12 protein-coding genes are annotated in these 14,498 nt (G+C 67.5%); 5 read left to right on the top strand and 7 right to left on the bottom strand.

Going from position 1 to position 14,498, the window contains the following annotated elements; genetic code table 11:
- Positions 1–29: 29 nt before the first annotated feature.
- From hrpB to ABD088_RS10300, 3 genes are all read right to left on the bottom strand, one after another.
- On the bottom strand, positions 30–2,705 hold the full coding sequence (gene hrpB, locus ABD088_RS10310) for an ATP-dependent helicase HrpB (RefSeq protein ID WP_343901845.1): 2,676 nt from the start codon (positions 2,703–2,705) through the stop codon (positions 30–32).
- A 104-nt stretch (positions 2,706–2,809) separates the two neighbouring features.
- Positions 2,810–4,012 (bottom strand): MFS transporter, encoded by a 1,203-nt coding sequence (locus ABD088_RS10305; protein WP_343901844.1) that lies wholly within the window; start codon positions 4,010–4,012, stop codon positions 2,810–2,812.
- A 148-nt stretch (positions 4,013–4,160) separates the two neighbouring features.
- Positions 4,161–5,099, bottom strand: coding sequence for an NADP-dependent oxidoreductase (locus ABD088_RS10300; RefSeq protein WP_343901843.1), 939 nt, complete (start codon positions 5,097–5,099; stop codon positions 4,161–4,163).
- Between the two features lie 132 nt (positions 5,100–5,231).
- On the opposite strand from ABD088_RS10300, the gene lgt reads away from it, so the two are divergent.
- Positions 5,232–6,206, top strand: coding sequence for a prolipoprotein diacylglyceryl transferase (gene lgt, locus ABD088_RS10295; RefSeq protein WP_343901842.1), 975 nt, complete (start codon positions 5,232–5,234; stop codon positions 6,204–6,206).
- A gap of 64 nt (positions 6,207–6,270) precedes the next feature.
- Here lgt and ABD088_RS10290 read toward each other — a convergent pair whose 3' ends face one another.
- The 3 genes from ABD088_RS10290 to uvrA are packed head-to-tail and all read right to left on the bottom strand — an operon-like array spanning position 6,271 to position 9,363.
- The gene (locus ABD088_RS10290) at positions 6,271–6,648 is read right to left on the bottom strand and encodes a hypothetical protein (RefSeq protein ID WP_343901841.1); all 378 of its coding nucleotides are present in this window, start codon (positions 6,646–6,648) and stop codon (positions 6,271–6,273) included.
- The gene (locus ABD088_RS10285; RefSeq protein WP_343901840.1) at positions 6,645–6,770 is read right to left on the bottom strand and encodes a hypothetical protein; all 126 of its coding nucleotides are present in this window, start codon (positions 6,768–6,770) and stop codon (positions 6,645–6,647) included. The genes ABD088_RS10290 and ABD088_RS10285 overlap by 4 nt, the downstream gene beginning before the upstream one ends.
- Positions 6,771–6,822: 52 nt before the next feature.
- Entirely contained in the window at positions 6,823–9,363 is a 2,541-nt protein-coding gene (uvrA, locus tag ABD088_RS10280; RefSeq protein WP_343901839.1) for an excinuclease ABC subunit UvrA, read from the bottom strand.
- Positions 9,364–9,716: 353 nt separating this feature from the next.
- Here uvrA and ABD088_RS10275 point away from each other — a divergent pair, with 353 nt between their 5' ends.
- From ABD088_RS10275 to ABD088_RS10260, 4 genes are all read left to right on the top strand, one after another.
- Entirely contained in the window at positions 9,717–12,038 is a 2,322-nt protein-coding gene (locus ABD088_RS10275; protein ID WP_343901838.1) for an FdhF/YdeP family oxidoreductase, read from the top strand.
- A 720-nt stretch (positions 12,039–12,758) separates the two neighbouring features.
- Positions 12,759–13,121, top strand: coding sequence for a DUF4190 domain-containing protein (locus ABD088_RS10270; RefSeq protein WP_343901837.1), 363 nt, complete (start codon positions 12,759–12,761; stop codon positions 13,119–13,121).
- Positions 13,118–13,447, top strand: coding sequence for a hypothetical protein (locus ABD088_RS10265; RefSeq protein ID WP_343901836.1), 330 nt, complete (start codon positions 13,118–13,120; stop codon positions 13,445–13,447). The genes ABD088_RS10270 and ABD088_RS10265 overlap by 4 nt, the downstream gene beginning before the upstream one ends.
- Complete coding sequence (locus ABD088_RS10260; RefSeq protein WP_343901835.1) at positions 13,444–13,908, top strand: GatB/YqeY domain-containing protein; 465 nt, start codon at positions 13,444–13,446, stop codon at positions 13,906–13,908. The genes ABD088_RS10265 and ABD088_RS10260 overlap by 4 nt, the downstream gene beginning before the upstream one ends.
- Here ABD088_RS10260 and ABD088_RS10255 read toward each other — a convergent pair.
- Positions 13,905–14,378, bottom strand: coding sequence for a PGPGW domain-containing protein (locus ABD088_RS10255; RefSeq protein ID WP_343901834.1), 474 nt, complete (start codon positions 14,376–14,378; stop codon positions 13,905–13,907). The two genes, ABD088_RS10260 and ABD088_RS10255, sit on opposite strands and share 4 nt — an antisense overlap.
- Positions 14,379–14,498: the final 120 nt, after the last annotated feature.

The following is a 14,498-nucleotide window of genomic DNA, read 5'->3' as shown; positions in this document are numbered from 1 at the left end:
GCCGTGCGTACGGATTGGACGGTGCCCGCCTACCGCCCCTCGGCCAGCCTGCGGTTGGTCTTGGCGGTGGCCGGAACGCTCCACGGGTCCTCGGGCCAGGGATGCTTCGGGTAGCGTCCGCGCATCTCGGCACGCACCTGGGCATAGGGGCCGGCCCAGAAGGAGGCCAGATCATCGGTCACCGCCAACGGGTGGCGCCCCGGTGACAGCAAGTGGAACAGCACCGGCACCCGGCCGTCGGCCAGCCGAGGTGTCTCCGTCCAGCCGAAGCATTCCTGCAGCTTCACGGCCACGACCGGTCTACCGCCCTCCTCGCCGACCTCCGGGTAGTCGATCCTCACGTGGGATCCGCTGGGGACCTGCAGCCGCTCCGGAGCCAGTTCGCCGAACCGGGACGCTTCGGGCCAGGGAAACAACCGGCGGAGCGGATCTGCCAGGTCGATGGATCCGGCCTGCGTGCCACCGGCCAACCGGTCCAGTTCCGGGGAGAGCCAGTCATCCAACCGCGCCAGCAGGGCGGGCTCGGAGACGTCCGGCCAGGGCGCCTCGAATTCGCGGTGCAGCAACGCCATGCGGCGGCGCAGCGCGTCGGCCCCGGTCGAGAATCCAATGACCTGCAGGCCATCACGTTCCAGTGCCACGGCCACGGCGGCCCGGGCGCTCTTGACCGAGGCCCGGACCGGCGTCGATCCCAGGACGATGGCCCCGATCCGGCGTTCGCGGCGGGCCACCACCCGTCCTGAGGCGAACCGCGCTTCCACCTGGTCGGTCAGCAGGTGCGCCGCAGCTGCCTGGGCCACGTCTTCATCGATGGGTGCGGCGCTGCGGATGACGGCTCCGGTTCCCGCAGTGTTCCGTCCCGTAGCGCGGGAAACGTCGGCGATGGCGAGCCATTCGTGCCCGGAGAGGTGGGACCCCGCCGGCAGACCGGCGCGGGTTCCGGAGGCGAGCAGGTAGCTCTGCTGCGCGCCGGTCCCCACGCGCCGGGCGACCCGATCGGGGAAGGCCAGGGCGACCACCAGTCCCGCTTCGGCCGCCGGGCCGGGAAGCTGCCGGGTTCCGGACAGGGATTTCATGGCGGGGGTCTTGGCGGACAGGGCGATGCCTTCGAAACGCTTCGACTCGCGCTTCCACGACCTGGCCGCTGGATCAGTCCCCCGGCGCAGGTCGGCCAACAGCCGGGTCAGATCCGCTCCCGGGGCGCGGGCATCCCCGGCCACCATGGCCACGATCTCCGCGACGTGCCGGGCTGCCTGGTGCCGCTGTTTGCCGGGGCGGGGTCCCAGCCAGGAAGTGCCGTCGATCAGCGCCCTGGCGAGCCGTGGCTCTGCGGGGATTGCCGAGAGTGTCCGACCCAGCTCGGTGGCCAGGCCCCCGGTGTCGATGGCCCCGAGTTCTGCCAGGACGTGGAGGGCGTCGTCCAGCGTGGCAGGTGGCGGGCTTTCCGGGAGCTTCAACCCGCGCCCGCCGGGTGCACCCCAACAGGCCAGGGTCAGCGCAGCCCCGGTCAGTTCGGCCACGGCGATCTCCGGGGTGGGGTGGGGTGGGGCGGCTCCGAAGGTCCGCTGGTCGAAGCAGCGCACCACGGTGCCGGGTCCCTGGCGTGCAGCGCGACCGGCGCGTTGATCGCAGGACGCGCGGGACGCGGAGACGGTGACGAGCCCTGTCATGCCGCGGGTGGCGTCGCGTCGGGGTTCGCGGGCCAGGCCGGAGTCGATGACCAGGCGGACTCCGGGGACGGTCAGTGAGGACTCGGCCAGTGAGGTGGACACGATGATGCGGGCCGGGTCCCCCGGTTCGCGACCGGAGACGGCCCGGTCCTGGATGGCAGCGTCGACCTGGCCGTGCAGTTCCAGGACCTCGGTGGCGGTTCCGGCCAGCTGCCGACGCAGGGTGGAGGCAATGTGCCCCACTTCCCAGGCACCGGGGGCGAAGACCAGTGCGTCGGTGCCGGGGTCCGCGGCGAGGGCGTGGCGATGTGCGGCCACGGCCGCGGCGGCCACGTGGTCCAGGAAACCCCGGGTCACGCCGCGTTCATCCAGCCGGGGCACCGGGGACGGCTCCCACCGGGTGTCCAACGGATGCAGTGCGGACGGGCAGTCGACGACGGGAGCCGGCCCCTCGCCGTCGTACTGCCCGATCAGTGCTGCAAACCGCGGGGCGTCGAGGGTCGCCGACATGGCCAGGAAGGCCAGATCGCCGCGCAGTTCGTGGACTTCACCGAGCAGGCCCAGCAGCAGATCGGTATCCAGCGCGCGTTCGTGGACTTCGTCGATGATGACCGCGCCGATGCCCTCCAACGCGGGATCCGCGAGCAACCGGCGCAACAGGATGCCCGGCGTCACGAATTCCACCAGGGTGCCGGGGCCTGCGACATGTTCGCCGCGGACCGTGTAGCCGACGCGCTCGCCGAGGCGGCTGCCGTCGAGCTGGGCCAGGCGGCGGGCCGCGGCGCGGGCGGCCACCCGGCGCGGCTGCGTGACGATGACCCGGCCGGCCAGGTTGGCCACCAGCGGTGGAACCAGGGTGGTCTTGCCGGTGCCCGGCGGTGCCTGCACTACTGCGGTGCCCGCGGGGGCCCGGTCCTCGAGGGCGGTCCGGAGGTCCGGCAACGATGCGGAGAAGACGAGCCCGGCACCGATCGAGGCCAGGTCAAAGGCACGGCTGCCACCGGACGGCGGGGTGTGGTGGGTCAGGGAGGGCACTCCCCCATTGTGCCCGGTGGGACTCAAAGCAAGGGAAATGACGGCAGCACAGGAACGAACGGCACACCAGTCCCACGTCCCTCGGTGGACGAGTTCGGCTACCCCTAATGGGCCGACGACTGCTGCCACTTCTGCAGATTCGGCCACGCGATGATGGCACACACGACAAATACCGCTGATCCGGCGCAAAAGGGGGCAGCGAGGCCAAGTCCACTCGCGAGCGCTCCGCCCAGCCCAGCTCCCACGGCCAACCCCGCCAGTCCAAAGAGCTTGGACACGGAATTGACGCGTCCCCGCAGGGCCTCGGGGACCAGCCGCTGACGCAACGACGCCACACAGACACTGAAGAGAACGGCATGCATGATGTACGTCGCCAAGAAGATGCCTGCTATCCACGCTGTTGAGGTCAACGCGATCATCAGCAGGCTCAGTGCTCCCAGGAGGAGGCTCCCCGCCCCTACCGCTGGGTATCCGACCTTTCGGCGAACCGGACCCGCAATGACGGTACCGAGCAGACCGCCGATGGCCGAAGCCGCCAGCAAGACGCCGTAGCCGACGGAGTCCAACCCCAATATGTCCTGTGCGAAGAGGACCAGGATCGAAAACGGCATCATGTAGCCGACGCTGGCCAACCCGCTAATGACCGCCAGCGAACGCAACAGCGCATGGCCGCCCAGCCAGGCTGCTCCTTCGCGGACATCTCCAACCAGGGAACGCGCCCTCCCGCGGCGTTGCCGGACGCGGAAGGTTCCTGCCACTGACATGAAGAGCACGGCAGCTGCCGCATATGCTCCCGCCGTCACAGCTATGGGCAACGAAAGGGCCACTGCGAACATCAGTCCGCCGAGCGGCGGCCCGATAAATTCGTCCGCCACCAGCTGGGTGGCAGCAATCTGGCTATTCGCCCTGTCCAGATCAGGGGTGTCCACCAAGGAGGGAAGTATCGACAGTGCGGCATTGTCAGCCGCGGTTTCCAAGACGCCCAGCGCCGCGAACACCACATATAGGGCCAGAATCGACCCCACATGTGCAGCCAGCGTCACCGCTAGTACTGCCAGCAGGACGCCCCTCCCTAGATTGGAAATCCAGAGAATGACCTTGCGGTCCCATCGATCAACGAGGACGCCCACCGGCAGAACAGTCAGAAACCTTACGGCGGAATACACCATGGATAATCCGGCAATCAACAACGGATCGGTGGTCAATGCCGTGGCCAGTAGCGGAATGGCGACGAAACTGATTCCATCTCCAAAATTGGCTGCTGCATTGCCCAGCCAAAGTTTCCGGTAGTCCCGTCCCAACGCCATGGAAAATGAGCCTACCTGCCAGCCACCAGCGCCTACCCGTGCATGCCTCCACCCGCAGGGAAGCGCACGTGCGATCGAGCTGGCAGCTCGTTGACCCTAGTCGTGGCCCCGCTGCTCTGCTGACATGACTCGGTGCCTGCGCCAATAATCAGTCGAAGACCAGCACCAGGCGCCCACGCACTCCCCCGCCCTCCAGCAGGGTGTGGGCCTCGGCGGCGCGTTCTGCCGGCAGGATATCGGCCACGTTCGGCGTCAGCACACCTTCCTCGACGAGTTCGCGCAGCTGGTCGAGCTTCCCGTCCGCGTGGTAGTCCTCGCCGACGGACACCCGGTGGATGGTGATGCCCCGTTCGCTGGAGCCCTCCCAATACCGCACGGTGGCAAATCCCCCGCCATCCTTCACGGCTGGCAGCCCGAGCTTGTTCTGCACTGCACCATCCAGCATGCCGTCGACGCCCTCGGGGTAGAGGCGGCGGATGTGCTGCGCGACGCTCTCGCCGCGCGGGACCATGTGGTCAGGCTTGAGGGCCTCGACGATCCGACGGTCCTTCTCGGCAAAGTCTGCGACCACTGTCAGCCCGAAGTGTTTGGCAAGTTCGACCGTATAGCCGCCGAGCGTCCCGGCGGCGCCGGTGACGGCCAGGACCTGGCCCGGCTGCAGATCCAAGCGCCGCAGCACCTGCAGCGCGGTGAGCCCGTTCATGGGCAGCGTCGAGGCGGTCTCGAGCTCGGTCCCGGCCGGGGTGTAGGCGATCGAATCGACGTCGGCCACCAGGTGCGATACATAGGCGCCGCCATGCTCGCCCGCCGGCAGGGCCATGGCCATGACCTCGTCACCGATCTCGAAATCCACACCCTCCCCGACTTCATCGATGGTGCCGGCGGCGTCCATGCCCGGAACGTAGGGGGACTTCTTGGCACGGGCAACCTGGGCGTTGCTGCCCGAGCGCACCAAGGTGTCGGTAGGGCTCACCGCCACGGCGCGGACCTTGATCCGCACCTGTCCGGGGCCGGCATGCGGCTCGGGGACGTCGTGGATGGCGAGGGCGTCTGGCCCTCCGAACGCTGAGACTCCGATGACCTTCATGACGTCGACAACCACCGCATGCGTGGGCCTATTCCTGAGGTCAACGGGCCGCGCCGTTTCGGGGGTTCCTCCCGCTGGCCCAAAGAATGGCATGATCGAACCTGACAACACCCCCTGAGACGTAGGGTCCCGATGTACCTTCCCGCCAGCATTCCCAGCCCCGATCCCGTCCTGTCCCAGATCCATCTGGGGCCGCTGACGATCCACACGTATGCCCTGTGCATCCTGGCCGGCATCGTCGCGGCCATCGTGATCACGCAGAAGCGCCTGGCCCGCCGGGGCGGCAACCCGGAGATCGTGCTCGACGTGGTCCTCTGGTGCGTTCCACTGGGGCTGGTCGGAGCGCGTTTCTACCATGTGTTCACACATATCGGGGACTACTTCTACCCGGGTGCCGACCCCTGGGACATCATCAAGATCTGGGACGGCGGCAACGCCTTGTACGGGTCACTGATCGGTGGAGCGATCGGCGCCTACATCGGCTGCCGGCGGGCCGGGGTCCGCTTCCTGTCCTTCGCCGACGCGGTGGCACCGGCCATGTTGGTGGCCCAGGCCATCGGCCGGTTGGGCAACTGGTTCAACCACGAGCTGTTCGGCCTGCCGACCACGTTGCCCTGGGGCCTGCAGATCGAGTCGACCAACCCGAAGTTCCCGGCCGACGCCCCCATCGGCACCCTGTTCCACCCGTTGTTCCTCTACGAGATCGTCTGGAACCTCATCGGTGTGGCCATCATCCTGCTCCTCGAGCGCAAGATCCGCGCCCGCTGGGGCCGCACCCTGGGCCTCTACCTCATCTGGTACGGCATGGGCCGTAGTTGGCTCGAGTCCATCCGCATCGACCCCACCTCGGACGGCTTCCTCGGCGTACCCGCGAACATGTGGACCTCGTTCGCCGCGATCGCGCTGGGGCTGGTCATCTTCATCGTGCAGGGCATCCGCCATCGTGAATTGGAGACCTCGGTCTACCGCCCGGGGTTCGAGCCCGAAGCCGATGAGGCCGCCGCGGCCCCGGATTCTGACGTCACGGGGGCCGAGGACGCCGATGATTCAACCGACAAGCGCGGAACCGAGCCAGGTTCGAACCCGACCGAAGAACCGCACCAATAGCGAGGCGAACCCGCTACCTGCTGCCCGCTTCATGTCCGCGTGACAGAGTTCGGCGCGCGATTCCCTAAGAAACCAATTGGTGCACGCGCTGATGGGAGACACCCAATACAGCGCCGATCTCACGGTAGGTGACGCCTTTGGCGTGTAGTGCGGTCGCCACCGCACGGGCCTCGCCTTGGACTTCACGTTGGAGCTCGCGGAGCTTGATCTGCTTGGCCACGTACTCGGCAACAGCTTTGGTAAGCTCCGAATCGTCTGGCAAATCGGGAAGAACCTCGACGTCGAAGTCGGATTCGGGCTTGCCGGTCAAGAGCGAGGCGGCCTCAGCCACCATTTTCGGAACTTGGTCGAGACGTTTCACCTGCGTATGGAGCCCGACCACCTCGGGAACTTCCACAGCCCACCACCCTTGCGACCGAAGGGCCTTGGCAGTAATTCTCATTTCTCTTCCTCGATTTGCTTCAGAATCGCCCGCGCGGTGATCTCGTTTATTTCGCTGTGGCGCGCAACGACGGTCTGTGCGATGCGAGCCAGCCGTTTCATGAGCTCGCGACGCTTCACCATGAGTCCAGTCTAGTTTTCTAGGCAAGATTTGGCTATGGCACTAGACGAACGGTCAGCGGCCCAGTCGCGCAGACAAGTACGGCGCCGTCCGGCTATCGTTTGCAGCAGCCACCTGTTCCGGGGTTCCTTCGGCCATGATCCGGCCACCCTCGTCACCGCCGGAAGGGCCCAGATCGATCACCCAGTCGGCCGCGGCGACCACGTCCATCTCGTGTTCGACCACCACCACGGTGTTTCCGGCGTCGACCAGCCGGTTCAGCTGTGCCAGCAGCAACTGCACGTCGGCGGGGTGCAGGCCGGTGGTCGGCTCATCGAGCAGGTAGAGCGTGTGTCCGCGCCGGGCGCGTTGCAGCTCGGTGGCCAGCTTGATGCGCTGCGCCTCGCCGCCGGACAGTTCGGTGGCCGGCTGGCCCAGCCGCAGATAGCCCAGGCCCACCTGCCGCAGCGTCTCCAGGCTCCTGGCCGCGGCGGGGACGTCGGCCAGGAAACCGGCAGCCTCGTCCACGCTGAGCGCCAGCACCTCGGCGATGTTGCGGCCCTGGTAGGTGATCTCCAGGGTCTCAGGGTTGTAGCGGGTGCCGTGGCAGACCGGGCACGGCCCGTAACTGCCCGGCAGGAACAGGAGCTCGACGGCGATGAACCCCTCGCCCTGGCAGTTCTCACAGCGACCGCCGGCGACGTTGAAGGAAAAGCGTCCGGCCCCGTAGCCGCGTGCCTTCGCCTCATCGGTGGCGGCGTAGGTCTTGCGGACCGCATCGAAGAGCCCGGTGTAGGTGGCCAGGTTGGAGCGCGGAGTGCGCCCGATCGGCTTCTGGTCGACCTTGACCAGCCGGCCGATGTCCTCGGCCCCCCGGATGGCCCGCACCTGGGGTGACTCGCCTGCGGTGGAGGCATCGTCGTCGTCCTCGGTGTCGGTGACCGGGGTGCGCACCAGTTGCCCGACGGCGTCGGCGAGCACGCGGCTGACTAGCGTCGACTTCCCGGAACCGGAGACCCCGGTGACGGCGGTGAGCACGCCGAGCGGAATCCGCGCGTCGAGGTCCTCGAGGTTGTGCATGGTGATGCCGGTCAGCTCCAGCTGCCCCGTTGCCGTCCGCCCGGTCGAGGCCAGCCGCGGGCGGTCGCCGTCGTCGAACAGGTAGGAGCGGGTCAGCGAACCGGAGACGTCCGCCAGTCCGTCGACGGCGCCGGAATAGAGGACCTCTCCCCCGCCTTCTCCGGCGCGCGGGCCGACGTCGACGATCCAGTCGGCCCGCCGGACCACGTCCATGTTGTGCTCGACCACGAACACGGAGTTGCCCCCGGATTTGAGCTCCTCGAGCACGGCCAGCAACGGTTCGGCGTCGGCCGGGTGCAGGCCGGCCGAGGGCTCGTCCAGGACGTAGACGACCCCGAACAGGCCCGAGCGCAGCTGGGTGGCGATGCGCAGTCGCTGCATCTCCCCGGGGGACAGTGTGGTGGTCCCCCGGTCCAGGCTCAGGTAGCCCAGCCCCAGCCCGATGAGGACGCCGATCCGTTCCAGCAGGTCGGCGGCGATGGTGACGGCGACCTCGCTGCGTTCACCCCAGGACCCGGACGACGGCGTCGCACCGGATTCATACTCCGCCTCCGCGAGGGCCGCGGTGGGCTCCAGCAACGCCGCGAGGTCCCCCAGCGGCAGCCGGTTCACCTCGGAAATGGTCCTCCCGGCGAAGGTGACGGCGAGCGCCCCAGCGGTCAGGCCGGTGCCTCCGCATTCGGCGCAGGGGCCGGAGACCATGAAGCCGAGGACGCGTTCGCGCATGGTGGCTGACTTCGAGTCGGACAGTGTGTGCATCACGTGGCGCTTCGCGCTCCAGAAGCGGCCCTTGTAGGGCTTTTCCACCCGGTCCCTTAGCGGCCGGACCTGGACCACCGGCTGCTCGTCGGTGAACAGCAGCCAGTCGCGGTCCTTCTGCGGCAGCGTCCGCCAGGGTGCGTCGATGTCGTAGCCCAGTTCGACGGAGACGTCCCGCAGGTTCTTGCCCTGCCACGCACCGGGCCAGGCAGCCACCGCGCCCTCGCGGATGGACAGGTCGGGGTTGGGCACCAGCGTCTGCTCGGTGACCGTGTGGGAGACGCCGAGCCCGTGGCAGACCGGACAGGCACCGACGGCGGTATTCGGTGAGAACGAGTCCGAATCCAGACGCGTGGCACCCTCGGGATAGCTGCCGGCCCGCGAATAGAGCATGCGCAGCGAGTTCGACAGCGTCGTCAGGGTGCCCACGCTCGAGCGCGAGCTCGGGGTGCCGCGGCGTTGCTGCAGGGCCACCGCCGGGGGAAGGCCCGTGATGGATTCGACCTTCGGGGTGTTTCCCTGCTGGATCAGCCGGCGGGCGTAGGGGGCGACGGATTCGAGGAAGCGGCGTTGCGCCTCGGCGAAGATGGTGCCGAAGGCCAGGGAGGACTTGCCCGATCCTGACACCCCGGTGAACGCGACGATGGCGTCGCGCGGCACATCCACGTCGACATCCACCAGATTGTTCTCCCGGGCACCGCGCACCCGGACGAAGCCGTCCACCAGTTCTTGGCCGGAGGCAGTCTGCGGTCCGGCAACCGTCGTTAGATTATTCACTTGTCGACCCTAGCAACTCCGGGGACGTGCGTCCCCGTTCGGCGTCGTCCGCGTATTCCCCCATCCACGCACCGTGAACGTGTCGAGGCGTATCCATGGCATGGTGCAGCACCCGGCCGATGACCAGCAGGCCACCGTTCCGGCGGCACTTCAATGACCCCTGGCGGCAGATGATGCCAACGGGGGTGCTTCGGGTCGGCGGGGCGGCGAGAAATCCAGCTGCCACCGCGACCGTCAGCCACCCACCTGGTGGACGCCCCCTCTTGCGGAGCGGCGGCCCCGCTGGTAGGCCTGAAGGTGATTGCCCACACGGCGGATGCCTGAGGGGTGCGTTGCGGAAAGGGTGGGTCACCATGGCCAAGCACGTCGAGAAAGTCAGCGAGCCGAACGAGTCCGACTTGGAGGTCAGCGACCACCCCAGGTCCTGGGCCGCCGGCGTCCCGGGCGTCCTGCACTCCATGGAACCGGCCGTGGCGAAGATGGGTGCGGTGCGCACCGCCAAGACCGTCATGAAGATGAACCAGAAGGACGGCTTCGACTGCCCCAGCTGCGCGTGGCCGGACCCCCACCACCGCAAGGCATTCGAGTTCTGCGAGAACGGTGCCAAGGCGGTCACCTGGGAAGCCACCCCCATCACCGTCGATTCCGCGTTCTGGGCCGAGCACTCCGTGTCCGATCTGCGCGGACGCAGCGAGTACTGGCTCGGCCAGCAGGGCCGGCTGACCGAACCGGTGTACAAGCCCGCCGGCGAGGACCACTACCGCCCGGTGTCCTGGTCCGAGGCCATCGACCTGCTGGCGACGAAGCTGAATTCGCTGGACTCCCCCGACCAGGCAGCGTTCTACACCAGCGGCCGTACCTCCAATGAGGCGGCCTTCGCCTACCAGCTCTTTGCCCGCGGCTTCGGCACCAACAACCTGCCCGACTGCTCGAACATGTGCCACGAATCCTCCGGCTGGGCCATGGGCGAGACCATCGGCGTCGGCAAGGCGACGGTGAACTTCGAGGACTACGAACAGGCCGACCTGATCATCATCATGGGGCAGAACCCGGGCACCAACCACCCGCGGATGCTCACCGAGTTGGAGAACTGCAAGAAGAACGGCGGCCACATCGTGGCCATCAACCCGCTCCCCGAGGCCGGCCTGCGGCGCTACAAGAACCCACAGAAGGTCCGCGGGATCATCGGCCGCGGCACCGACATCGCCGACCAGTTCCTGCAGATCCGGCTCAGCGGCGACATGGCGCTGATGCAGGCCGTGTCCAAACGCGTCCTGGAGGCCGAGGACCGCAACCCCGGCACCGTGCTGGACCATGATTTCCTGGACCGCCACTGCCAGGGGCTGGATGAACTGCGCGAACACCTCAGCCACCTGCGCGAGGAGACCGTGCTGGAGGCGACCGGGTTGACCAGTGCCGAAATCGACGAGCTGGCCGAACGCTACATCGCCGCCGACCGGGTCATCATCACGTGGGCGATGGGGATCACGCAGCAGAAGAAGGGGGTGGATGCGATCAAGGAGATCATCAATCTCCTGCTGCTGCGCGGCAACATCGGAAAGCGCGGCGCCGGTGCCTCCCCCATCCGCGGCCACTCCAACGTGCAGGGCGACCGCACCATGGGGATCTGGGAACAGATGCCCGGCTCGTTCCTGGATGCCCTGCAGCAGGAGTTCGGGTTCAACCCGCCGCGCGAGCACGGTGTGGACTCGGTGCAGATGTTCGAGGCCATGGGCCAGGGCAAGATCAAGGTCTTCGTCGGGTTGGGCGGCAACCTCGTCTCGGCGGTCTCCGACACCGGGGTCGCCTACGCCGGCATGGAGGGCACCGACCTGACGGTGCAGATCTCCACCAAGCTCAATCGCTCCCACACCGTCACCGGCGCCGAGGCGCTGATCCTGCCGACCATGGGTCGGACCGAGATCGACATCCAGGAATCCGGCGAGCAGTTCGTCACCGTGGAGGACACGGTCTGCGCCGTGCACCCCTCATGGGGCAACGTCGAGCCCGTCTCGCACCACCTGCTCTCCGAGACGGCGATCGTCAGCCGCCTGGCCCATGCCGTGTTGGGCGACAAGGTCAAGGTGGACTGGGTTGGCTTCGAAAAGGACTACGACCTGATCCGCGAGCACATCTCACGCGTGGTGCCCGGATGCGCGAACTACAACCAGCGGGTCCGCCGCGAGGGGGGATTCATCCTCGCGCATGGTCCCCGCGACACCCGGACTTTCCCGACCGCAACCGGCAAGGCCATGCTCACGGTCAACGACCTCGAATACGTCGAACGTCCGGCCGGGACGCTCATCCTGCAGTCCCTGCGCTCGCACGACCAGTTCAACACCACCATCTATTCCTTCAATGACCGCTACCGCGGGATCCACAAGGGCCGGGACGTCGTCTTCATCAACGCCACCGACCTGGCCGAGCTGGGTCTGGCCGACGGCGACTATGTCGACGTCCACGGGGTGCACGACGACGGCGTGCCCCGGGTCATGCGCCGGTGCCGGTTGGTCGAGTACCCGACCTCGCCGGGGTGCGTCGCCGCCTACTACCCAGAGGCCAACGTCCTGGTCCCGCTGAGTCTGGTGGCCGACGGCAGCAACACCCCGGTGTCCAAGGCGGTGCTGGTGCGCCTGGAGAAGGTGGACGCCCCGGTTCCCGCCGCAGCTCGGTAGCCCCTCCGGACCGCAGCTGCGACACCGCTGGCTTGGCCTGCCGCCCGGGCGAGGTGGTACTGGTGCGGGCCCGGCCGGCACCAGCCGGGTCACCGATAATGCTTCGCCGACACAACTCCCATGTTTTTCGGGGGGCCGGACCACAGTGGTGGGATCGATGGATAGCCCGGACCCTGCGGCTTTCCCTCAGGTGCAGCCACACTCCCGCTGGAGCGAACTTCCGCACGCTGCTCTGCATCCGTGTCGCGTGCGCGTCTGACCGCAATCCTGGCCGAACAGACCAGGGCCGCCCAGACCAGCACAACGATGACAGCGGATACGGCAATGAGCTCAGGAAGACCCATGGCGGCGACACCATCACTCACACGGATATTCGCGTTCACCAGGGCCCCATTCCCGCTAGGCTTTTCCACTATTGACAGTATATGCAAATACCCACTTCGGCATACCAGAATCCGTCACATTTCTCGTCTCCCGTTTTCTGCAGAGGAAGTCGCGGTCGCTGGAACGCCGCACCTGTTGGCAACCGGACCATCGTCGCCAACATCTCAGGCATTGTTGTCGTGGGCTCGCTGGCTTGGACCGTGGAATGCATCGCACAACATCCAGCAAGAACCGGGGAGTGCGGCCCCCATGACCGGATTCCCTCTTGGTGGCTGGTTCGCCGCTCGCCTACGGTGGACGCAGGACCACCGACTCGCCAGCAACCATGGAGGACCCATGACCGACCCGGGACAGTACCCCCAGCAGCCGTACCCCCAACAGAACCAGCAGGGATATCCGGGTACCTACACCACCGGGTATGGGCAGCCCTACGCCCCACCGCCCCGCGGCATGAGCATCACTTCCCTGGTGCTCGGCCTGGTGTCGATCTTTTCGGGGTTCACCTTCATCGTCCCGATCGCCGGCCTGGTGTTCGGCGTCATCGGGATCAAGCGCGAACCGGCGGGCCGGGGCATGGCCATCGCGGGGTTGATCCTCAACAGCGTCATGCTCGTGGGGTGGATCATCTTGATTGCCCTGGCCATCGTGATCTTCGGCGGTCTGGCCGCGGCCATGCAGCAGGACGGTTTCTACGCATGAGCCACGGCCCCCGCAGGTCGGCCCCGCTGCTGGTGTGGGGCCTGCTCGCCGGAGTGCTGCTGGAACCCCTGGCGGTCGTGGCCGCGGTGGCCCTCGCCGTCTCGGGCATGACGGCCAGCTACTACGGGCTGCTGGACGGACCGGGCCCCGGCGCGCTGGTGCTGCTGGCACTCGGTGGCGTGTTGACCCTGGCCGGTTGGATCGCGGTCATCATCGGGATCCACCGGCTCGCGTCCACCGTTGATGCGCTCGGAAGGGGCTCGGCGTACGGGATACTGGAGGCAGCACCCGCTTCGGCACCACCGCCACGAAAGGCCGCAGAATGAGCACGCTGAAGGAACAACTCCGCACCGATATGACAGCCCACATGAAGTCGGGCAACAAGCTCGCGCTCATGACGCTGCGCAACATCCTCGGTGAGATCAACACCCGGGAAAAGGGCGGCAAGACGCCGGTGGCGCTCGATGATGCGCAGGTGACCTCCCTGCTCCAAAAGGAAGCTGCCCGCCGCCGCGAGACGGCCCAGACCTACGCCGACGCCGAGCAGCCCGAGCGCGCCGAACAGGAAAATGCCGAAGCGGAATTCATCGAGTCCTACCTGCCCGCACCGCTGACCGCGGACGACGTCGCCGGCATCGTCGAGAAGGCCATCGCCGAGCACACGGTGGACGGCGTGAAGCCGGGCATGCGCCAGATGGGCCAGGTCATGAAGTCGGTCACCGCCGAGGTCGCCGGGCGCTTCGATGGCAAGGCGACCAGCGCCCTGGTGAAGGAGCGCCTGGCCTAGGCTCCGCCGTCGTCGGCTGCTCGGGCTGCCTTCAGCGGCAGCCCGAACCGCCGGTGGCTGTAGATGATCAGCCCGATGGCGAATCCGGCGGACCCCATGATGGAAAGGGCCGTCCCCCACCCGCCGACCAGCCACCAGTCCTCCGGCCACTGCCACCAACCGGGCATCGGCGGGCGCAGACCCCACACCAGCCCGCAGGTGAACAGCAACGCTGCGCCGATGGAGCTCGCCACGATCCGCGACCGCGTCTTCACGCCTTCGGCGGCCAGGTGGTAGGCCCGCGCCTTCACCGGGTGCATCAGCTTCTCGGCCCACCGGTACCGGGTCGAGAGCACCGCCAGACCCGCGACAATGCACAACAATCCGGGCCCTGGGAGGACCAGCGCCAACAGGCCAATGGCCAGCAGCAACCAGCCGGCGATGTTGACCGCCAGCGGCTTCAGCCACACGTGCACGAATTTGGAAACCATTGGCCGCAGCATATCGGAATCGCCCCGTACAGCGCGGCACGAAACGGTGCATCCCGGGTCCGGGACCGGGGCGGCGGCAGGCACCGAAACGATACCCTGAGGGCAGGACATCAGCGAGGG

Source organism: Arthrobacter rhombi (assembly GCF_039526245.1).
Classification (GTDB): Bacteria; Actinomycetota; Actinomycetes; order Actinomycetales; family Micrococcaceae; genus Arthrobacter_H; species Arthrobacter_H rhombi.
This window is presented reverse-complemented; position numbering and strand designations above follow the sequence as displayed.